The sequence below is a fragment of the Mesorhizobium sp. M0106 genome (assembly GCF_040322715.1).
Classification (GTDB): domain Bacteria; phylum Pseudomonadota; class Alphaproteobacteria; order Rhizobiales; family Rhizobiaceae; genus Mesorhizobium.
In genome coordinates this window covers 38,679-59,275 of sequence record NZ_JAMYUA010000033.1, presented here as the reverse complement: position 1 = coordinate 59,275, position 20,597 = coordinate 38,679, and the positions used below count along the sequence as shown (strand labels likewise).

Here is a 20,597-nt window from a genome sequence, read left to right as displayed (position 1 = left end):
GAACAACCGCGCCGGCCGGTGTGCCAGTAGAGAATTGACAACACGGGAGGAGTAACAATGACGTTCAAGTGGATTGAAAAGCCGTCGACGCGGCGCAATTTCCTGAAGGGAGCCGGGGGCATTTCTGCTGGAGCTCTCGCGGGCTTCCCGATGCCGGCACTCAGCCAGTCGAGCGAAGTCACAATCATTTCAGACGAAAACAATGCCGATGCCCTGCGGATCTTGCGGCGCATCGCGGCCGATTTCGAGAAGCAGTCCGGCACCAAGGTTGTGATCAACAATATGGATCACGAGGCTCACAAGACCGCGATCCGCAACTACCTTGTCGCCGGCGCGCCGGATGTCTGCTTCTGGTTCTCCGGAAACCGCATGCGCGCCTTCGTCACCCGCGGCCTGTTCGACGACATCTCGGATCTGTTCGAGAAGGAAAAGTACAAGGACGTGCTGGGTGCCACGACCGGTGCCGTCACTGTCGACGGCAAGCAGTATGGCCTGCCGACTGGCGGCACGATGTGGGGCATGTTCTATCGCAAGGACGTCTTTGCCAAGCACGGACTGACGGTGCCGGCGACCTGGGACGAATTCCTTGCTTACGGCCAGAAGTCCAAGGCTGCCGGCCTTATTCCCGTCAGCATCGGCACCAAGGAACTCTGGCCGGCGGCCGGATGGTTCGACCAGATGAACCTGCGGATCAACGGTCTCGACAAGCATTTTGCCTTGATGAACGGCAAGATGGCTTACACCGACCCGGCGCTGACGCCTGTTTTCGACCACTGGGAAGAGCTGATCAAGCAGGGTTTCTTCACCCCGGATCAGACGTCGTTCGGCTGGCAGGAGGCCGGCGCCTTCCTCGCCCAGAAGAAGGCCGGCATGATGAACCTCGGTGCCTTCGTGAAAGCTACTTTCCCTGAGCAGGATCTCGAGCAGCTGACATTCGCCCCTTTCCCGAAGATTGACGGCGCCCTCGACCGCTACGAAGAATTCTCGGTCAATTCGGTCCACATCCCGGCCAACGCCAAGAACAAGGCGGGTGCCCGCGAGTTCCTCGCCTTCTTCTACCAGCCGGAAAATTTCGGCCCCTATCTGGAACCCGGCGGCAACGTTCCGCCGCGCAACGACCTTCCGGCCAGCAAGGACCCGCTGGTCAACGCGGCTGTGGAAAGCCTGAAGACGGTGGCCGGCACGTCGCAATATTACGACCGCGATACTGATCCCGACATGGCCCAGGCCGGCCTGGTCGGCTTCCAGGAATTCATGGCCAAGCCGGAGCGCCGGGACGCCATTCTTCACCGTCTCGAGGGAACCCGTCGCCGGATCTTCAAGATCTAGCGCCTCCCAGCGGAGGGGAGCGGGGTTCGTGCTCTGCTCCCCGATGCATTCCGTGAATGAGGTCTCCCAAAATGACGAAGCTTTGGCGCCGCCATCGCTGGTGGCTGACACCGACACTTCTGATCCTGCCAGCCGCTGTGCTGTTTTCCGTCGTCATTCTGGCCTCTGCGGTCGAGAGCCTATGGATCAGCCTGCACGAATGGGACGGATTCAGCCCGATGGTCTGGATCGGCCTTGGCAACTACCGCGAATTGTTCGCCGACCCACAGTTCTATGTTTCGCTGAAAAACAATCTGATCTGGTTGGTGATGTTCATGCTGGCGCCGCCGCTCGGCCTCGCCATCGCGCTGCTCGTCAACCAGAAAATCCGCGGCATGCGCCTGCTCAAATCGCTGTTCTTCATTCCGCTGGTGCTGGCTTCGGTTGCCGTCGGCGTGGTCTTCACCTGGGTCTATACGCCGGAATTCGGACTTCTCGCCCTGATCTTCCGCACCTTCGGCGCGACCGCCCCGGCAGTGCTGTCGGATGAAAATTTCGTCACCTTCGCCGTCGTGATCGCAGCGTTGTGGCCGCAGATCGCCTTCTGCATGGTGCTCTATCTCGCCGGCCTCAACAATCTCAGCGAGGACCTGATCGGCGCCGGGCGGGTCGACGGCGCCAGGGGCTGGAACATGCTGCGCCACATCGTGTTGCCGCAGCTGACGCAGGTCACCTTTATCGCCATCGCCGTCACTGTCGTCGGCGCACTGCGTTCCTTCGACATGGTCTCGGTGATGACCAGCGGCGGCCCCTTCGGTTCGTCCGAGGTGCTTGCCTATCAGATGTTCGAGCAGTCCATATTTTCCTACCGCTTCGGCTATGGCGCGGCCATTGCCTCGGTGCTGTTCGTGATCATGGCGGTCTTCATCGCCTGGTACCTGACGCGGATGATCCGCGCCGATGAAAGAGGCGGCTGATGTTTCCCCGCCCGATCCCCGAGACTGCTATTTGGCAGCGTGGCCTCTATGTCGTGCTGGTGGTCGGCATCCTGATTGTCTGGCTGGCGCCGCTCTTTGCCATCATCCTTACCTCGTTCCGCTCTACGCAGGATGTAATGGGCGGCAATCTGTGGGGCTGGCCGACCCAATTCGGCCTGGTCGACAACTACACGGCGGTCTTCACCCAGACGCCGATGGCCCGCTACTTCCTCAACAGCCTGACGATCACCATCCCCTCGGTGATGGGCGTTCTCATCTTGAGCACGCTCGCTGGGTTCGTGCTCGCCCGTTACCGGTTTCGCGGCAATATGCTCGTCTTCGCCCTGTTCGTCGGCGGAAACTTCCTGCCGCACCAGATCATGATGATCCCGGTGCGCGATCTCATGGTGCGGCTCAATCTCTACGACACGATGGCGGCCCTGATCATCTTCCACATCGCCTTCCAGACCGGGTTTGCGACACTGTTCATGCGCAACTTCATCGCCGCCTTGCCGGGAGAACTGTTTCAGGCCGCCAGGGCCGAGGGCGCGACGCCGTTTCAGACATTGGTACATGTCGTGGTCCCATTGGTGCGGCCGGCTCTCGCGGCGCTGGCCATCCTGCTCTTCACCTTTATCTGGAACGATTATTTTTGGGCGGTCGTGCTCACCATCAGCGATACCGTCAAACCGGTAACCGCCGGCCTCGCCAACCTGCGCGGCGAATGGGTTTCGGCCTGGAACCTGATCTCGGCTGGCACCATCGTCGTGGCTTTGCCGCCGGTTGCCATGTTCTTCCTAATGCAGAAGCACTTCATCACCGGCCTCACCATGGGAGCGGTCAAGGGATGAGCGACCATGACTTCAAGGCGTCGCCCACCCGATCCGAAACTGATTTCGCAAGCAGGGCTCCATGACCAGTCTTGAACTCCGGCAGATACAAAAGAATTATGGCAGCTACCACGCGCTGCGCGGCATCGATCTCAGCGTCGAACAGGGCGAGTTCATTGTCACCGTCGGGCCGTCCGGCTGTGGCAAGTCAACGCTGTTGAAGATCATCGCCGGGCTTGAAACCGTCTCGACCGGTAAGATTCTGATCAACGGCCGTGATGTCACCACCACCGAGCCGGGTGAGCGCGGCATTGCCATGGTCTTCCAGTCCTATGCGCTTTACCCGCATATGACCGTCGCCGAGAACATGGGTTTCGGCCTGCGCATGGCGCATCGCCCCAAGGCCGAGATCGATGCCGCCGTGCTGCGAGCCGCCAAGATCCTTCGCATTACCGACCAGCTCGACAAGCGGCCGAAACAGCTTTCCGGCGGCCAGCGTCAGCGTGTGGCGATCGGCCGTGCGATAACCCGCTCGCCCGACGTGTTCCTGTTCGACGAACCATTGTCCAACCTCGACGCAGCGCTGCGCACGCAGATGCGCGTCGAGCTTTCCGATCTGCACGCCAGGCTGGGCGCCACCATGGTCTATGTCACACACGACCAGACCGAGGCGATGACAATGGCGAGCCGTATCGTCGTGCTCAATCGCGGCTCGGTCGAGCAGGTGGGCGCTCCGCTCGAACTCTACCGCAATCCGGCCAATCTCTTCGTCGCGGGCTTCCTCGGCGCACCCCGAATGAATTTTTTCGAAGTGACCGTCGCCGCTGTCTCCGGCGGCGCCGCTACGCTGTCGACCGCCGGTCTTTCTCCTTTGACTGTCGAACTGACGGAAGCGGCATCCGTACAGGTCGGCGATAGGGTGACGATGGGGATTCGGCCGGAGAGCATCAGCTTGGCCGCGGAAGGGACAGCGAGTTGTGCAGGACGGGTGCGGCTGGTCGAGCATCTCGGCCGCGAAACCATCCTCTATGCCGACGCCGGCCCGCTGCAATGCGTCAGTTCTGAAAGCGGCAGCGGCAACGTCACCGTCCAGATCGGCCATGCGAGCGCTGTCTCTGCCGACGCGACCGTCGGCTTAAAGGTCGAGCCGCGTGACGTCTATCTCTTTTCCTCTGCCGATGAGCGGACCATCAGTGCCCGTAAACCCACCATCACCGACTGACCTGCAGGAGTATCCTTCGTGAACAAGACTTCAAACGGCCGCGCCCTGTCGGTCTGGCGCACGATCCAGACCGACCGCTTTCTGGTCGGTGCGCCGCATTACCCCGAGCATGTGGACGAGAGTTACTGGGACAATGACGCCAGGCGCATGGCCGAGGCCGGCTTCAACGTCGCCCGCCTCGGCGAATTCGCCTGGCACATTTTCGAACCGCGTGAAGGCATCTTCGATTTCGACCTGTTCGACCGGGCAATCGAGGGCCTCGCGCGTCACGGCGTCAACACGATCCTGTGCACGCCGACCGCCACCCCGCCGCGCTGGCTGACCGCAAAGCATCCGGAAATCCTGCGGCTTGATGGAAATGGCCGGTCGATGGGCCACGGCTCGCGCCAGTATGCCGACACCAGCAGCCCGGTGTTTCGCGACTATAGCCGCAAGATTACCAGGGCGATGGCGGACCACTACCGCGACAATGCAAATGTCATAGGCTGGCAGACCGACAACGAACTCAACACCAGCATGCCGGAATCCTATTCGCCGTCGGCATTGAAGGAATTCCAGGCTTATCTCCAGGAAACCTACCAGACGATAGACAGGCTGAACTTCGCCTGGGGTGGCGATTTCTGGGCGACGGCTTACGGCGATTTCCGCGAAATTGTCTTCCCGCTGGATTTTTCCCCGTCCTTTCCCGGTCCCGGTCACCTCCAGGACTACCACCGTTTTCTCGCCTTTTCGACAGCACGGTTCCAGCACGACCAGGTCGAGATCCTGAGAAAAGCGAATGCCAGTTGGTTCATCTTCCACAATCTCGGCGGATTGCGTGACATCGACTTTCGCGGCCAATTCTCCACCGATCTCGATTTCGTCGGCTACGACATCTATCCGTTCCTCTATGACGAGTTCTTTCGCCTCGGCAATCACGCCAAGATCCAGGCGCTGCATCTCGACATCTGCAGGGGATTTTCCGGCAACTACATAGTGCCGGAACAACAGTCGGGTTTTGGCGCCCAGCCGGGCTTCTGCACGCTGACGCCGGAGCCGGGCGAAATGCGACGCATGGCGATGTCGTCGGTTGCGCGTGGCGCCGATGGGATCATGTTCTTCCGCTGGCGTCCCGCACATTTCGGCGCCGAGATATACTGGATGGGCATCATAGACCATGATGATGTCGCTCGCCGCCGCTATGACGAAGCCAGGCAGTTCGCCACCGAGATGACGGCGCTTAAAGACAAGATCCTGGGCACCCATGTGCGGATGGATGTCGGCATCGCCGGCTCGGACTTCGACAATCAGGAAGCCCACAAGACCTTCCCCATCGGCCTGCCAAGTCCGCAGGATGATGCAACCTTGCTGCATCAGTATTGCTATGACCGCGGCATCGCCTGCGGCTTCATCCACCCGGAAGACGATCTGTCGAAGCTCAAGGTGTTCTACGTGCCGCATTGGGTGATCTGGAAGGACAGCTGGACCGAGCGGCTGCAAGTCTTTGCCGAAAATGGCGGTACCGTCATCATCGGCGCGCGCACGGGAACCCGCGACGAAAACAACCACGTCATCCGCGAGACAGCGCCGGGCCAGTCGCTGTCGAAGCTGACCGGCGTTCGCGTCGAGGATTTCGGGCGGCTGGCGGCACCTGGGGCCAATGGCCTGTTCAATACCATGTCGCGCTCCGGCGGGCTCGTCGTTCCTCCCGACAGACCGGCCGAATCCAGCCGCCGTATCCGTCGTTTCACCGTCGGAAACCACGAGTTCGATGCCGGTTATTTCTATGAGAACCTCGCAGTCGAACCGGAAGTCGAAATTGTAGGGGTTTGGTCGAACCGCTACGCGGCAGGAACGCCTGCAATTACCTCCCGCGCCGTCGGCAAGGGCCGTGTGCTCTATGTCGGCACTTATCTAACCCCGGAGCTGACAGCTCAACTGGCTGCGCGCACTTTCGTGGATGCGAATGTGGAGCCTCTGGTTCCGGATCTGCCGGACGGCGTCGAGGTCACGATGCGCGAGAATGACGAACGCCGGCTGCTGTTCGTGCAAAACATCAAAGACACGCCCGTTGCGGTAACCGGCGTTCCCTTCGGCAGCAACCTGCTCGATAGCGAAGGACCTGTCTCCGGAGTGTTGACGCTGGACGGCTATGGCTGCGCTGTCCTCGAATTGACCTGAGCATTGTCGCGGACGTTAGCCATACGAAACCTGAGTACTCTTTGATCCTGGAATTCGACCGCCATCGGCAGCACGCCGGCATCGATCCATATCGAACCGGCGCTTTGACGTGCGCAAGGAACGGCCGGCGAACTGCTGTTGCTCCCATTCAACGACGGCAGTTACACTACCGGCGCGACCATCGGAGCCGATGGCGGCATCTCGTTTCATCCTTGTGAGCGCCATGAATTTCGACATTTCCGTCCGAACCGAGGCCTTCCGCAGCCGGATCGCCGATTTCGTCGAGCGCGAAATCCTGCCGCTCGAGGCTGACAAGGCTTGCTATGACGGCCATGGCAATATTGCGCTGCCGCTGCTTGAAACGCTGCGGCGCAAGGCGAAAGCAGCCGGCCTGTGGTGCCTGCAGCTGAAACCCGAGACCGGCGGGGCCGGCCTTTCCAAGGTGGATATGGCCGTCTGCTATGAAGAGATGAACCGCTCGATCTTCGGTCCGGTCGTGTTCAATTCCGCGGCCCCCGACGATGGCAACATGATGGTGCTGGAACGGTTGGGAACGCCGGAGCAGAAGCAAAGATGGCTGAAGCCGATCGTCGAGGGCAAGGTGCGTTCGGCTTTCGCAATGACGGAACCGCATCCGGGCGGCGGCTCCGATCCGTCGATGATCATGACCAGAGCCGAACGGCGCGGCGACAGATATGTCGTCAAAGGCCGCAAATGGTTCATCACCGGCGCGCAAGAGGCGAGCCACTTCATTCTCATTGCGCGCACTTCGGACGATCCGCGTCACGGCCTTTCGGCCTTGCTGTTCCACAAGGACCAGCCGGGCTGGCGGATCGTGCGGCGCATCGAGATCATGGGACCGGAAGAACATGGCGGCCATTGCGAGCTGGAGTTCGACGGCCTGGAAGTCCCGGTCGAGGACGTGCTTGCCGGCGAAGGCAGCGGCCTCATGGTTACCCAGGTCCGGCTCGGTCCGGCGCGGCTCACCCATTGCATGCGTTGGCTCGGGCTTGCCAAGCGCTGCATCGAGATCGCGCGCGCCTATGCCGCCGAGCGTAGCGGTTTCGGGCAGCTTTTGGCCGACCATGAGAGTATCCAGCTGATGCTCGGCGACCTTGCCATGCGCATCGAGATCGGGCGGCTGCTGGTGATGAAGGCGGCCTGGGAGCTCGATCGCGGCGGCTTTGCCCGCAAGGAGGTCTCCATGGCCAAGATCCAGGTCGCCAATGTGCTGCATGAAGCCGCCGACGTGGCGATCCAGATCAACGGCGCCCGCGGCTATTCGAAAGACACTGTACTCGAATGGATCTACCGCTACGCCCGCCAGGCTCGCCTGGTCGACGGCGCCGACGAGGTCCACAAGATGGTGCTCAACCGCTTTCTCAACGAGGAAGGTGCGGGCTTCTGGCGCTGGCATGTCGAAGCCGGCAGACAAGACGAAACAGGTCGCGGCGGGAACCGCTGAGCTGGCAATGAGGATGGATTTCGATCCAGTACGCCTGGAGGATTTTCTGAGAGCGCATTTTGGCGATGGCCAAATGTCGCTTGAGCGGATCGTCGGCGGCCAATCCAACCCGACCTATTTCGTCGACTATGGCGGCCGCCGCATGGTGCTGCGCAAGAAACCTCCGGGACCGATCCTGCGCGGCGCTCATGCGGTCGATCGCGAGTACCGGGTGATCGAGGCGCTAGCGTCGACAAAGGTGCCGGTGCCGCGGCCGGTGCTCTATCACGACGGCGACGAGCCGCTCGGCACGCCGTTCTATCTGATGCAGCGGCTCGACGGCCGGGTGTTCCACGATGGCTCGTTGCCGGGACTGGCGCCGGACGAGCGGCGCGGCATCTATTTCGGCATGGCCGAGGCGCTGGCAAAGCTGCACGCAGTCCGGCCGGAAGAGGTTGGGCTCGGCGACTATGGCCGTCCCGGGAACTATTTTGAGCGACAGATCGCGCGCTGGACCAGACAGTTGCGGGAATCGCCGAGCGAGCGCATTGCCGCGCTCGAAGCCGTCGCCGAATGGCTGCCGCGACATCTTCCGCCAGATGACGGCCACGTTTCGATCGCGCATGGCGATTTCCGTCTCGGCAATCTCATCTTCCATCCCGAGCGGCCCGAGGTGATCGGCATACTCGACTGGGAGTTATCGACCCTCGGCCATCCGCTTGCTGATCTCGGCTTCTGCTCGATGCCCTGGCATTCCTCATCGGACGAATATGGCGGCATCCTCGGCCTTGATCAGGCAGCGCTCGGGATTCCGACACAGCGCGAATTCCTCGATCATTACTTCGCCCACGCCGTGCCGACGGCGCCGCTGCAGCGGTTCCATCTGGTGTTTGCCATGTTCCGCTTTGCCGTGATCTTCGTCGGCATCGCCGACCGCGTGCTGGCCGGCAGCGCGGTTGCGGCCGATGCGGCGGATGTGGCACCGCTGGCCGGCTGTTTTGCTCTACGCGCCATGGAAGTCATCGACGGCGCGCGGCCCTGGTGACGCGAGGCTGGCGGTCGGCTGAGCGAGTTGCAGCGATACGCGTTCAGTTCATGCGGACTTCCGGTTCGGCAAGCAGTGGAATCTCCAGGCCACGCCGCAAGCCGGTCGCCACGACCGACACCCTGAATTTTCCGGCGAGTGCCTTGTCGAAGATGGCGCCGACGATGATGTCGGCATCGTTGTCGACCTCCTCGCGGATGCGGGTAGCGGCTTCGTCGACCTCGAACAGCGTCATGTCCATGCCGCCCGATATCGAGACAAGGACGCCCTTGGCGCCCATCATCGAAGCTTCGTCGAGCAGCGGGTTGGCGATTGCCGCTTCCGCTGCCTTCTTGGCGCGGCCTTCTCCGGCGGCTTCGCCGGTTCCCATCATGGCGCGGCCCATGTCGCGCATCACCGACTTCACATCGGCGAAGTCGAGATTGATCAGGCCTTCCTTGACGATCAGATCGGTGATGCAGCCGACACCCGCATAGAGGACCCGGTCGGCCATGGCGAAGGCGTCGGCGAACGTGGTTCTGGCGTCGGCGATCCTGAACAGGTTCTGGTTGGGAATGACGATGACGGTATCGGCGCTTTCGCGCAGGCGCTCGATGCCCTCATCGGCAGCGTACATGCGGCGCCTGCCTTCGAAGACGAATGGCTTGGTGACGACGGCAACGGTCAGTATTCCGGCTGCCCGCGCTGCCTGCGCTATAACAGGCGCGGCACCGGTGCCGGTTCCGCCTCCCATGCCGGCGGTCACGAAGCACATGTGCGTTCCAGCAAGGTGATCCATGATCTCGTCGATGGATTCCACGGCCGCGGCACGGCCGACCTCGGGCAGGGACCCGGCGCCGAGACCTTCGGTGATATGAGCGCCCAACTGGATCAGCCTCGTTGCCTTCGACATGGCAAGGGCCTGGGCATCGGTGTTGGCGACGATGAATTCCGCGCCCTGCAGGCCTTCGGCGATCATGTTGTTGACGGCGTTGCCGCCGCCGCCGCCGACCCCGACGACGGTGATCTTGGGCCTCATCTCCGAGATTACCGGCCTCGTCGCGGTGTTCATTGCCGTTCTCCCTGGATACGCCGAGTGGTCGCTGGAAGCTTGTCCCGGGCGCACTGCGAAAACTTTGAACCGGGCAGTGCGAATCAGGACAGCCCAGCACGAAGGGAATCAGAGCGCGGAGCGGGCTGCAAGTGCGCGATGTGCCTCATAGGCGACTTGCGTCTGAAAATTCACGCAATGCGCCTTGATACAGTGCAGATCGCGGCGCGGGGCGCCGCACGCTACAACTTCGGCGCGAGGCACTGCGCGACATGGTCGGCAATTGTCAGGCAGGAGGTCAGGCCCGGGCTTTCGATGCCGAACAGGTTGACCAGGCTATCCACGCCGTGCACCGCCACGTCCTGGACGACGAAGTCGGCGTTGGCCGCACCGGGACCGGACAGTTTTGGCCGGATGCCGCTGTAAGCGGGTTGCAGGCTGCCATCGGCCAGGTCCGGCCAGTATTTGCGGATCTCGCTGTAGAAGCGCTCGCCACGAGCCGGGTCGACGCGGTAGTCGAGTTGATCGGTCCATTCGACGTCCGGCCCGAAGCGGGCGACGCCATCAAGGTCGAGTGTCAGATGAACACCGAGCCCGCCGGGTTCGGGCACCGGATAGACCAATCGCGAGAACGGCGCCCGGCCGGCCACCGAAAAATAATTGCCCTTGGCATAATGGAGCTTTGGCACGAATTGCTGATTGAGCCCTTCAAGCGAACCGGCAAGTGCTGCGGCGCCAAGCCCGGCGGCATTGACGAAACGCGGAGTGGCGATCTCGAAGCGCTCGCCGCCGGCAGCGTCCACCGTCTCGAGCACGACGCGGCCTGCTTCGATGCGGCCGGAGGCGATGCGCGTGTTGAGACTAAGTGCCGCCCCGTGCTCCTCGGCGTCGCCCAACAGGGCGAGCATCAGGGCATGGCTGTCGATGATGCCGGTGGCGGGCGACAGCAGCGCCGCCGTGCACTTAAGGCTGGGCTCCAGCGTATGCGCCTCGGCTTCGGTCAAGCGCAACAGGTCGCCGGCGCCGCAAGCGCGTGCATTGGCCCGGATTGAGGCGAGCACCGGCTCCTGTTCGGCACTTGTGGCAACGATGAGCTTGCCGCAGCGCGTGTGTGGGACCGCCCGCTCCTCGCAATAGCGATAGAGTCTTTCCCGGCCGGCCACGCAGAACCGGGCTTTCAGCGATCCAACCGGATAGTGGAGGCCGGCATGGATGACCTCGGAATTGCGCGAGCTTGTCCCGGTGCCGATAGCGTTCTCGGCTTCCAGGACCAGCGTATCGATGCCGCGCTGCGCCATCTCTCGCGCGATCGCCAGGCCAACAACGCCGGCGCCGGCGACAATGCAGTCAACATGGTCCACGGTCAGGTCAAGCCGAAGTTCTGCATGCGTCCATCCATCCGCTGGCCCTGTCGAAAGCGCTTGACACTATACCGTTCGAGAAAGATGCATCAAACGGCATAATGCACGGGGACCTGCCGAGGCGGACCGGCGGCGGGACTGTTTCCGCGTGCAGCACAGGAGCCATCATGGACGCACGACCGAATTCTCCCGAAGCCCGCGACATAAGCTTTCACATGCATGGCTATACGAATGCGCGCAAGCATCAGGAATCGGGGCCGCTCATTATCGAGAAGGGCGACGGCATCTATGTCGAGGACCTCGCCGGCAACCGTTATATCGAGGCGATGGCCGGGCTTTGGAGCGTCGCGGTCGGTTTTTCGGAAAAGCGGCTGGTCGATGCGGCAGTACGGCAAATGTCGAAGCTGCCCTACTATCATGATTTCGGCTCCAAATCGCATTCGCCGCTGATCGATCTCGCCGAGAGACTGGTGCAGATGGCGCCGGTGCCGATGAGCAAGGCGTATTTCACCAATTCCGGCTCCGAGGCCAACGATACGGCCATGAAGATGATCTGGTACCGGTCGAATGCGCTCGGCCAGCCGGCGCGCAAGAAGATCATCAGCCGCAAGAAGGGCTATCACGGCGTCACCATCGCCTCGGCGAGCCTGACCGGACTGCCCAACAACCACACTTCCTTTGACCTGCCGATCGCCAATGTGCTGCACACCTCGACGCCGCACCATTGGCGCGAGGCGCTGCCGGGTGAAAGCGAAGAGCTGTTTTCGACGCGGCTTGCCGACGAGCTGGAAAAGCTGATCCTCGCCGAAGGACCGGAAACCATCGCCGCCTTTTTCGGCGAACCGATCATGGGCGCCGGCGGCGTCATCGTTCCGCCGGCCGGCTACTGGGAGAAGATAAAGGCGGTGCTATCGAGATACGACATCCTGCTCATCGCCGACGAGGTGATCTGCGGCTTTGGCCGAACAGGTGAGATGTTCGGCTCGCAGACCTTCGGCATCAGGCCCGACATCATGGTGTTATCGAAACAGATCTCTTCGTCCTACCTGCCGATCTCGGCCCTGCTGATCAATGACAAGGTATTCGAGCCGATCGCCGACGAAAGCAACCGTATCGGCACCTTCGGCCACGGTTTCACCGGCGGCGGCCATCCCGTTGCGGCAGCGGTCGCGCTCGAGAACCTGAAGCTGATCGAGGAGCGCGACCTTGTCGGCAATGCGCGTGCGGTCGGCGCGCATATGCAGAAGCGGCTGCGCACGCTCGCTTCGCACCCGCTTGTCGGCGAGGTGCGCGGCGTCGGCCTGATCGCGGCGGTCGAGCTGGTCAGCGACAAGGCGAACAAGACGCCGTGGGAGACGGCCGGCGCGCTGGGCGGGCTCGTCAACGGTTTTATGCAGCAGAACGGCGTCATCTCGCGCAATATGGGCGACGCGCTGGCCTTCTGCCCGCCGCTGATCATCACGGAGCCGCAGGTCGACCAGGTGATCGACGCGTTTGAACGGTCGCTCGAGGCTGCCGCCAAGCAGGTCCGATCCCAGAGCTGAATAGGCAAAGTCGATTTTGAAACCTGAAAACAAAAACGCCTCGGCGACGGCTGGCAGAAGGTTACCCTCCACACCCGTTGCTGCCGTTTAGTCTCCGTGCTTTGTTTTCGCAGATGAGCCGCTGAATCCTTCCAGTTCCTCGCCGATTCCTGAAAGTGCGTTGACGATCGTCGCCTCGACGTCGCCACGCTGTTTCTGGGGAATCAAGCCAAGTCCTTTTTGTATCGCTTCACGCCAATGTTTCCCCCTGTCCCACGCTTCCGAAAACGCGATGGCGAGATCGTCCTGGCGACGGGTAGCTTCCAGTGCCTCGACCAGAAGTGCTGCCTGGTGGACATCCTTTTCCCGCTTGCCCACGCCGTTTGCGTTGTTCTGTCGGCGCGAGGCAACGATCAGCTTGTGAACCGCATATCGTCCGGGCGACGGTACCACGACAGGCACTCCCGATCGATGCAGCAGCACAGTTCTGATTGGTTCGTGGATCAGGAAATCGAGAAACCGAAGAGGCTGCGCGGATGCACCGCCCAAAGACGGCATCGAGGTTGCATGATCGGCGTAGTCATCGCTGCCCGTGTTCGGTGTAAGGAACTCGACCTTGTATCGGACTGCGTTCTCGAATTGCGTCGCGTGTTCGGGATCTGATCTGTGAGGGATTTCCCTGAAGGTTGGGTCGATCTCCCTCAAGATTTCGAGGATGGGCGGCAGGCTGTCCTCGACCGCGGCCGACACGGAATGGAATAGGGCGAAGTCTGCATCGCCCGTCTGCAACGCTGCACCGGGCAGCTTCACGCCCAGATAGCCCGCGTAGGACTGAAAGGCGACTGTGCCGACCAGGACGCCGCGCAAGCGGAAGATGCCAGCCTTCCCCAGCGCCTCGACGACATCCCCGGTGAACCTTTCGGGTTCTGTCAGCCCTGCCTCGCGCACGAGCGTGGATACCAGCTTCCTGCGGGCGCGGAGGTCGTCCTTGATCTGACGGAAGGATTCGACGCGTTTTGCAATCTCGGGATCGCTGTCAGGCCCGACATACCGTCGCGTCTTCGTCGGCTGCGTTTCCTCGAAATACCAGTATACGTTGCCCTTGACGGGCACCTTGACGAGATTGCCCGTCGTAGGGAAATCCGTTTCGAAGGCTGCGTCCAAGGATCGCTGGACGAGTTCCGCATACATCGTGCGGTAAACGAGGTCGACCGTCTTCATGTCAGGCGGCTCCGGTTATAAGAAAAATGCGGTTCTCTTATAGCGGCATGACCTCAAGGGACGCAAGCGGGGAGTTATAAGAAAATCGCGAAAACCTTATAACGTCGCAGGAGAGGGTCAGGAATCCTTGTTGCCGGCGTGCAGCCAAATCAGAATGGGTTTTGCTCATTCAGATAAACAAAGCCATCACGAAAACGCTGCTTGGATGTGGCGCTCGACCTCACCGCGTCCGCGAACGGCCCGAGCCTGTCATAGGCGTTTTTGGTCGACGCGCTATTTTGGCGACCGCATCCGGCACGACGACCAGCTTGCCAACGAAATCCTTGGCGATGAAATCGGCCTGGGCGCGATGGAAATCGGAGAGCCGGTAGACGCCGCCGACCAGCGGCCGGATTTTCTTGTCCTCGATGTAACGCACGATGCGGCGGAAATCCGCCCGCGTGCCTTGGCTCGAGCCATGCAGTTGGAGCTGTTTCAGGTACATGGTGCGCAGGTCGAGCTGGACGACCGGGCCGGCGATCGCGCCGGCCGTGGTGTAGCGGCCTTCGGGCCTCAAGATGCGCAAGAGGTCATTGAAGATGGTGCCGCCGACCAGGTCGGCGACCACATCGATTGGCCGCCCGCCGGTCGCCTCGTTCACGGCTGCCGGCAGGTCGGCCACGCCACGGGTGATCACCGCCTCGGCGCCGATGTCACGCACGGCCTGTTCCTTGCCCTTGCCGGCAACCGCATAGGGAATGGCGCCGCGTGCCCGCGCCAACTGCACGATGCCGGAGCCGACGCCGCCCGAGGCGCCGGTGACCAGCACACGCTCGCCGGCTTTCAATGCGGCGCGTTCCAGCATCTGCTCGCCGGTGAGATAGGCGCAGCAGAAAGTGGCAAGCTCGACGTCGCTCAGATCGGTGTCGACGACATGGGCGTTTTCGGACGGTACTGCCTGGTATTCGGCATAGCCGCCGTCTCGACCGTGGCCCATATAGTCGATGTCGGCGAGTGAATCGTCGTCGCGATTGTAGATGGAGAAATCGACCATCACCCGCTCGCCGATGCGGGCCGGCGACACGCCGTCGCCGACGGCAATGATGTTGCCGACCGTGTCGGTGCCCTGGATGCGCGGGAAGCTCAGCGTATTGCCCTGACGACGCCAGGTCGACACAGCGGCGGCATCCTCCTCCGTTCCATAGGCGCCCTGGCGCACCCAGACGTCGGTGTTGTTCATGCCGCAAGCGGTGACCTTGACCAGCACCTCGCCCGGGACGGGCGAGGGTACTTTGACGTCGGTGCGGTAGACGAGCTTTTCCGGTCCGCCGTGCTCGATCAGTTGCACGGCGGCCATGGTGGCGGGGAGGGTTTTGGTCATGGCATTCATGTCGACTCTTCAGATGTTTGCAAACACGCTCTTCACCGCGTCGGCCGTCTTCGACACGACGATATCGGCCTCTTGCCGCGTCAGGCAGAGCGGCGGCGCGAAACCGAGAATGTCGCCCTGCGGCATGGCCCGGCCGATGACGCCGCTTGCCGCAAGAGCGGTTGCGACCTGCGGCCCGATCTTTTGCGTGGCGTCGAAGAATACGCGATCGTTCTTGTCGGCGACGAACTCGATCGCCGCCAGCATGCCGTCGCCGCGCACCTCGCCGACGTTTTTGTGGCCGCCGACGGCTTTCGTCAGCTCGGCGCGGAGATAGGCGCCGGTCTCGCCGGCGTTCCGCACCAGGTCCATCTCGTCGATCAGTTCCAGGTTGGCGACGCCGGCGGCGACGCAGATCGGGTGCGCCGAATAGGTCCAGCCATGGCCGAGCGAGCCGAGCTTGTCGGAGCCTTGGACGAGCACCTGCCAGACCTTGTCTGAGACTATGACGCCGGAGAGCGGCGCATAGGCCGAGGTCAGGCCCTTGGCGATGGTGATCAGGTCGGGCTTGATGCCGTAGTGGTCGGAGCCGAACATGGTGCCCAGCCGGCCGAAGCCGGTGACGACCTCGTCGGCAACCAGAAGCACGTCGTACTTCTTCAGCACCGCCTGGATCTTCTCCCAGTAGCCGGCCGGCGGCGGCACGATGCCGCCGGTGCCGAGGATAGGCTCACCGATGAACGCGGCGACCGTCTCCGGCCCTTCGGCGAGAATCATCTCCTCGAGCTTGTCGGCACAGTATTGCGAAAACTGCTCCTCGCTCAGCGAGCGGTCGGCGCGGCGGAAATAGTAGGGCGCCTCGGTGTGCAGGACCGGCGCACGCGGCAGATCGAAGGCGTTGTGGAACAGGTCGAGGCCGGTCAGCGATCCGGTCATGATGCCGGAGCCGTGATAACCGCGCCAGCGCGAGATGATCTTCTTCTTCTCGGGCCGGCCGAGCACATTGTTGTAGTACCAGATCAGCTTAATGTTGGTTTCGTTGGCATCGGAACCGGAGAGGCCGAAATAGACCCTCGACATGCCTTGCGGCGCGCGGTCGATGATCATCTTGGAAAGCGTGATCGATGCCTCGGTGCCGTGCCCGACATAGGCGTGGTAATAGGCGAGGTTCTTGGCCTGCGCGGCGATGGCGTCGGCTATCTTCTGGCGGCCATAGCCGACATTGACGCAGTAGAGCCCGGCGAAGGCATCGATGCTCTTGCGACCGTTATTGTCCCAGATGGTGACGCCTTCGCCACCGGCGATCACCCGCGTCGGGCTCTCGCCACGCGCGTGCGTTCCCATATGGGTCGAGGGATGGAAGAAGTGATCGCGATCCCAGGCGGCGAGTTCGTTTGACTGGTCGAGCATCTTTTTACTCCTAAGGAAAAGTGTCGGGCGCGGTTCTAGGCCACGTCCAGGCAGAGATATTTGAGATCGGTAAAGGCTTCGAGCCCGTGACGCGAGCCCTCGCGACCGATGCCGGACTGCTTGACGCCGCCGAACGGGACCGGCGCGCCGGTGATCTTGACGCGGTTGATGGCGACCATGCCATAGTCGAGCGCGCGGCCGATGCGCAATTGCCTACCGCCATTCTCAGTCACGACATAGGCCACCAGGCCGTACTCGGTCGCATTGGCGCGGGCGACGACTTCCTCTTCGCTGTCGAAAGGCGTCACTGCCGCAACCGGACCGAAGGTCTCCTCGCGCATGATCAAAGCGTCGTCTCCAACGTCGGCGAGCAGGGTCGGCTGGTAGAACAGCGGCCCGGCAGGATGGCGCTTGCCGCCGGTCAGGCAACGCGCGCCTTTGGCGAGCGCATCGGCCACCTGCTCCTCGACCTTTTTGACGGCGCGTTCGTGCATCAAGGGTCCGATTTCGGTGTCGTCAGCGAGGCCATTGCCGGCCCGCAATGCCTCGACGCGTTTAGCGAAAGCAGCGCAGAACCGATCGTATATCGGACGCTGGACATAGATGCGGTTGGCGGCGAGGCAGTCCTGGCCGGAGGTCGCGAATTTAGCGTCGACGGCGATGGTCACAGCCTTGTCGAGATCGGCGTCGGCGAAGACGATCAGAGGCGCATGACCGCCAAGCTCCATCGCAAGACGCTTCATCGTCGGCGCACTTTGCGCGGCGATCAACCTGCCGATCTCGGTCGAGCCGGTGAAGCTCATGGCGCGAACGCGCGGGTCTTCGCACATCCGCCCGACGATGATCGAAGCCCTGCCGGTGAGGACGTTGAACACGCCAGCCGGCAGGCCGGCACGTTCGCCAAGCTCGGCCAACGCCAGTGCAGACAGCGGCGTTTCCGAGGAAGGATGCGCGACGATGGTGCAGCCGGCGGCAAGGGCGGCGGCCGCCTTGCGGGTCAGCATGGCCGCGGGAAAATTCCACGGCGTGACGACGCCGACGACACCAAGCGGCTCGCGCCGCACCATCATCTCGGTATCAGGCAGATGGCTGGTGACGCTTTCGGCGTTGAGACGTTTGGCCTCCTCGGCATACCATTCGACAAAAGAGGCGGCATAGTCGATCTCGCCGCGCGATTCCTTCAGCGGCTTGCCTTGTTCTAGCGTCATCAGCAGGGCCAGGTCATTTTTGGCGGCGACGATCAGATCGAACCATTTTCGCAAGATTTTCGACCGTTCCTGCGGCAGCAATGCGCGCCAGGCAGGAAAGGCGCGCGATGCCGCATCGATCGCCAATGTGGTCTGCCGGGCATCGAGCGCGGCAACGAAAGCAACGGTGGATTCGGTGGCCGGATCGGTCACCTCGAAACTCTCCGCGGTCTCGCTCGCCGTCCAGTGGCCAGCGACATAGGCGAGTTCGCGCAGCAGCCGCCGGTCGGCGAGGCGATCAAGTGCTTCATGGCGGTGCGAGCGGGCAAAATGTGCGGACATCATCGGGCTCCCGGTTCGGGTGATGCCGCAAGACTATCTCTGCCGCGCAAACAGAGAGGCTGTTTGCGTGCCTGCACGTAGAGAGATTGTCTCTATTGCCCTGCCCAGCCAGACGATCTCTCCGGTATCAGGAAGATGCCGGCAACAGGTCCGCCACCGGCAGCACACTCTCCTCCTTCACCGTCTTGGTGACGATATAGGTGAAATAGCGGTCGATGCCGATCTCGCGTTCGAGCAGAGTGTCGACCAGCCGCTGATAGGCGTCGATGTCGCGCGCCATGACTTTCAGCAGGTAATCGACGCCGCCGCCGACAGACCAGCACGCGACGATCTCGGGAATGTTGCGGATGACACGCTCGAAACGGTCGAAATCGGCCTGGCGGTGGTTGGCAAGCGTCACCTCCATCAGCACGGTGGCGACCGGCGCGATGGCGCGCATGGCGATCCTGGCATGATAGCCGCAGACGATGCCGGCCTTTTCCAGCTTGCGCAGCCGCATCCAGCACGGCGTCGGCGACAGGCCGACTTTCTCGGCCAGCGCCAGCTTGGTGATGCGCCCGTCGCGCTGGATGGCGTCGAGGATTTTCAGATCGATCGGATCGAGTTTCGCTGCAGCCATGATCGCCCACTTCCAGTGCCGGACACCATGACGGCGCATTATTTCGATTGTCAATTGCACTGATTTCGATCTCTAATAAGTCATGACATTTTGGCGACCAGATCCCGCTCTTATCCGGCGGCCGGCCTATCAATCGCTCGCCGACCAGTTCGCGCGCGCCATCCATGACGGGCGCCTGGCCAATGGCGCTCGGTTGCCTACGCACCGGCAGTTGGCTGACGATCTGCAACTTTCCGTGCAGACGGTCAGCCGCGCCTATGAGGAGCTGATCCGCCGCGGGCTGGTGTCCGGCGAGGTCGGCCGCGGCAGCTTCGTGCAGACACAGCGCCGCGAGCCGGAGCCCCCCTATCTGCCGGAGCGGCTGGGCGAGGTCATCGATCTCTCCATCCTGAAGCCGGTCTGCGAACCGATGCATCTGGAGCGGCTGAGGCAGGCGCTGGGCTGGCTCGCCGAAAACCTGCCGTCGAGCTCGGCACTGTCGTTCAGGCCGAACATGGTGTTCCCGCGCCACCGCGCGGTGGGTGTCGAGTGGCTACGCCTCTGTGGCCTCGACGCGTCGCCGCAGAACATCAGCCTGACCAACGGTGCCACCGCAGGGATGACAGTGGCGCTGATGAGCGTGGCGCCGCCCGGCTCGACCGTCGCTACCGAGGCGATCGGTCACCACACGCTGATCCCGCTGGCGCGTTATCTCGGCTTCAACCTTGAGGGTTTGCCGATCGACGACAATGGGCTGATCCCGGAAGCGCTGGACGAGGCCTGCCGGCTGTCGGACATCCGCGCCGTGTTCGTGCAGCCGTCGGTGATCAACCCTACGGCCACCCTGATGGATGCCGGCCGGCGCGAACAGATTGCCGCCGTTGCGCGCAGGCATGACATCGCCATTATCGAAAACGACGTCCTCGGCCCGTTGGTCGAGGACCGGCCGCCGCCGGTAGCCGCCTTCGCGCCCGAGCGCACGCTCTACGTCACCTCCTTCACCAAGATCGTGGTGCCGGGCCTGCGCATCGGCTATCTCGCGGCGCCCGATCGTTATGTCGCCGCGGTCGCCAACCGCCATCTCGTCTCGAACTGGATGGCGACGCCGTTGGTGGCCGAGATCGCCACCAAATGGGTGACCGACGGCACCGCGATGGAACTCGTGCGATGGCAGCGCCTGGCTTTGCGGCGGCGTCTGGACATAGCCGCCGAGGTGCTTGCCGGAGTGGACTATCGCGCTCATCGCGACGGGCTGCATGTCTGGCTGCAACTGCCCGATGACCGCGGTGAGGAAAGCTTTGTTTCCCAGGCCCGCCTGCAGGGCGTGGCGATCGCGCCCGGCACGTCGTTTCGCATTTCGCAGATGCCTTGGCATCCAGCCGTACGGATTTCGCTGGGCTCGACCACGGAGGGGGAACTGCGTGCCGGTCTCGGCGTTGTCACCAAGCTTCTGCTCGGCGATCCCGAGCATCTCCTGCTTGCGATCTAGGCGACAAATGGCGGGAAATTGTGCGGAATCCGAAATATTGTCATGATATTATTTTCTTGATTGACATGATTTGCCGCGATCCGCATCGTTAAAGGCATAGCT

16 protein-coding genes are annotated in these 20,597 nt (G+C 62.4%); 9 read left to right on the top strand and 7 right to left on the bottom strand.

Going from position 1 to position 20,597, the window contains the following annotated elements:
* Positions 1-57 precede the first annotated feature (57 nt).
* From NKJ55_RS25905 to NKJ55_RS25875, 7 genes are all read left to right on the top strand, one after another.
* Positions 58-1,329 (top strand): ABC transporter substrate-binding protein, encoded by a 1,272-nt coding sequence (locus NKJ55_RS25905; protein ID WP_352452363.1) that lies wholly within the window; start codon positions 58-60, stop codon positions 1,327-1,329.
* Between the two features lie 71 nt (positions 1,330-1,400).
* On the top strand, positions 1,401-2,285 hold the full coding sequence (locus NKJ55_RS25900; RefSeq protein ID WP_023677182.1) for a carbohydrate ABC transporter permease: 885 nt from the start codon (positions 1,401-1,403) through the stop codon (positions 2,283-2,285).
* A complete protein-coding gene (locus NKJ55_RS25895) occupies positions 2,285-3,136 on the top strand; it encodes a carbohydrate ABC transporter permease (protein ID WP_352452362.1) in 852 nt (283 codons plus the stop codon). The genes NKJ55_RS25900 and NKJ55_RS25895 overlap by 1 nt, the downstream gene beginning before the upstream one ends.
* Positions 3,137-3,197: 61 nt before the next feature.
* The gene (locus NKJ55_RS25890; RefSeq protein ID WP_352452361.1) at positions 3,198-4,337 is read left to right on the top strand and encodes an ABC transporter ATP-binding protein; all 1,140 of its coding nucleotides are present in this window, start codon (positions 3,198-3,200) and stop codon (positions 4,335-4,337) included.
* Between the two features lie 18 nt (positions 4,338-4,355).
* The gene (locus tag NKJ55_RS25885) at positions 4,356-6,497 is read left to right on the top strand and encodes a beta-galactosidase (protein ID WP_352452360.1); all 2,142 of its coding nucleotides are present in this window, start codon (positions 4,356-4,358) and stop codon (positions 6,495-6,497) included.
* Between the two features lie 223 nt (positions 6,498-6,720).
* Positions 6,721-7,962, top strand: a complete 1,242-nt coding sequence (locus NKJ55_RS25880; RefSeq protein ID WP_352452368.1) for an acyl-CoA dehydrogenase family protein — start codon at positions 6,721-6,723, stop codon at positions 7,960-7,962.
* A gap of 7 nt (positions 7,963-7,969) precedes the next feature.
* Positions 7,970-8,986 (top strand): phosphotransferase family protein, encoded by a 1,017-nt coding sequence (locus tag NKJ55_RS25875; protein ID WP_352452367.1) that lies wholly within the window; start codon positions 7,970-7,972, stop codon positions 8,984-8,986.
* A 43-nt stretch (positions 8,987-9,029) separates the two neighbouring features.
* Here NKJ55_RS25875 and ftsZ read toward each other — a convergent pair whose 3' ends face one another.
* The gene (ftsZ, locus tag NKJ55_RS25870; RefSeq protein WP_023677189.1) at positions 9,030-10,037 is read right to left on the bottom strand and encodes a cell division protein FtsZ; all 1,008 of its coding nucleotides are present in this window, start codon (positions 10,035-10,037) and stop codon (positions 9,030-9,032) included.
* A 221-nt stretch (positions 10,038-10,258) separates the two neighbouring features.
* A complete protein-coding gene (locus NKJ55_RS25865; protein WP_352452359.1) occupies positions 10,259-11,377 on the bottom strand; it encodes an NAD(P)/FAD-dependent oxidoreductase in 1,119 nt (372 codons plus the stop codon).
* 167 nt (positions 11,378-11,544) lie between these two features.
* On the opposite strand from NKJ55_RS25865, the gene NKJ55_RS25860 reads away from it, so the two are divergent.
* On the top strand, positions 11,545-12,921 hold the full coding sequence (locus NKJ55_RS25860; protein WP_352452358.1) for an aspartate aminotransferase family protein: 1,377 nt from the start codon (positions 11,545-11,547) through the stop codon (positions 12,919-12,921).
* A gap of 87 nt (positions 12,922-13,008) precedes the next feature.
* On the opposite strand, the gene NKJ55_RS25855 is transcribed toward NKJ55_RS25860, so the two are convergent.
* From NKJ55_RS25855 to NKJ55_RS25835, 5 genes are all read right to left on the bottom strand, one after another.
* Positions 13,009-14,121: a nucleotidyltransferase family protein gene (locus NKJ55_RS25855; protein WP_352452357.1), complete on the bottom strand. Its 1,113-nt coding sequence runs from the start codon at positions 14,119-14,121 to the stop codon at positions 13,009-13,011.
* Between the two features lie 220 nt (positions 14,122-14,341).
* Positions 14,342-15,490 carry an alcohol dehydrogenase family protein gene (locus tag NKJ55_RS25850; RefSeq protein WP_352452356.1) on the bottom strand — a complete coding sequence of 383 codons (1,149 nt, stop codon included), beginning with the start codon at positions 15,488-15,490 and terminating at the stop codon, positions 14,342-14,344.
* Between the two features lie 9 nt (positions 15,491-15,499).
* Positions 15,500-16,879 carry an aspartate aminotransferase family protein gene (locus NKJ55_RS25845; protein WP_352452355.1) on the bottom strand — a complete coding sequence of 460 codons (1,380 nt, stop codon included), beginning with the start codon at positions 16,877-16,879 and terminating at the stop codon, positions 15,500-15,502.
* 35 nt (positions 16,880-16,914) lie between these two features.
* On the bottom strand, positions 16,915-18,408 hold the full coding sequence (locus tag NKJ55_RS25840; protein WP_352452354.1) for an NAD-dependent succinate-semialdehyde dehydrogenase: 1,494 nt from the start codon (positions 18,406-18,408) through the stop codon (positions 16,915-16,917).
* A 127-nt stretch (positions 18,409-18,535) separates the two neighbouring features.
* Positions 18,536-19,027 carry an Lrp/AsnC family transcriptional regulator gene (locus NKJ55_RS25835; RefSeq protein WP_352452353.1) on the bottom strand — a complete coding sequence of 164 codons (492 nt, stop codon included), beginning with the start codon at positions 19,025-19,027 and terminating at the stop codon, positions 18,536-18,538.
* A gap of 82 nt (positions 19,028-19,109) precedes the next feature.
* On the opposite strand from NKJ55_RS25835, the gene ehuR reads away from it, so the two are divergent.
* Positions 19,110-20,495 carry a MocR-like ectoine utilization transcription factor EhuR gene (gene ehuR, locus NKJ55_RS25830; protein WP_352452352.1) on the top strand — a complete coding sequence of 462 codons (1,386 nt, stop codon included), beginning with the start codon at positions 19,110-19,112 and terminating at the stop codon, positions 20,493-20,495.
* Positions 20,496-20,597 lie beyond the last annotated feature (102 nt).

What these genes read in the sequence shown, in the direction of transcription:
- NKJ55_RS25905 (WP_352452363.1), top strand. Translation starts at nt 58, where the DNA reads ATGACGTTCAAGTGGATTGAAAAGCCGTCGACGCGGCGCAATTTCCTG.
- NKJ55_RS25900 (WP_023677182.1), top strand. Translation starts at nt 1,401, where the DNA reads ATGACGAAGCTTTGGCGCCGCCATCGCTGGTGGCTGACACCGACACTT.
- NKJ55_RS25895 (WP_352452362.1), top strand. Translation starts at nt 2,285, where the DNA reads ATGTTTCCCCGCCCGATCCCCGAGACTGCTATTTGGCAGCGTGGCCTC.
- NKJ55_RS25890 (WP_352452361.1), top strand. Translation starts at nt 3,198, where the DNA reads ATGACCAGTCTTGAACTCCGGCAGATACAAAAGAATTATGGCAGCTAC.
- NKJ55_RS25880 (WP_352452368.1), top strand. Translation starts at nt 6,721, where the DNA reads ATGAATTTCGACATTTCCGTCCGAACCGAGGCCTTCCGCAGCCGGATC.
- NKJ55_RS25875 (WP_352452367.1), top strand. Translation starts at nt 7,970, where the DNA reads ATGAGGATGGATTTCGATCCAGTACGCCTGGAGGATTTTCTGAGAGCG.
- ftsZ (WP_023677189.1), bottom strand. Translation starts at nt 10,037, where the DNA reads ATGAACACCGCGACGAGGCCGGTAATCTCGGAGATGAGGCCCAAGATC.
- NKJ55_RS25860 (WP_352452358.1), top strand. Translation starts at nt 11,545, where the DNA reads ATGGACGCACGACCGAATTCTCCCGAAGCCCGCGACATAAGCTTTCAC.
- NKJ55_RS25855 (WP_352452357.1), bottom strand. Translation starts at nt 14,121, where the DNA reads ATGAAGACGGTCGACCTCGTTTACCGCACGATGTATGCGGAACTCGTC.
- NKJ55_RS25850 (WP_352452356.1), bottom strand. Translation starts at nt 15,490, where the DNA reads ATGAATGCCATGACCAAAACCCTCCCCGCCACCATGGCCGCCGTGCAA.
- NKJ55_RS25845 (WP_352452355.1), bottom strand. Translation starts at nt 16,879, where the DNA reads ATGCTCGACCAGTCAAACGAACTCGCCGCCTGGGATCGCGATCACTTC.
- NKJ55_RS25840 (WP_352452354.1), bottom strand. Translation starts at nt 18,408, where the DNA reads ATGTCCGCACATTTTGCCCGCTCGCACCGCCATGAAGCACTTGATCGC.
- NKJ55_RS25835 (WP_352452353.1), bottom strand. Translation starts at nt 19,027, where the DNA reads ATGGCTGCAGCGAAACTCGATCCGATCGATCTGAAAATCCTCGACGCC.
- ehuR (WP_352452352.1), top strand. Translation starts at nt 19,110, where the DNA reads ATGACATTTTGGCGACCAGATCCCGCTCTTATCCGGCGGCCGGCCTAT.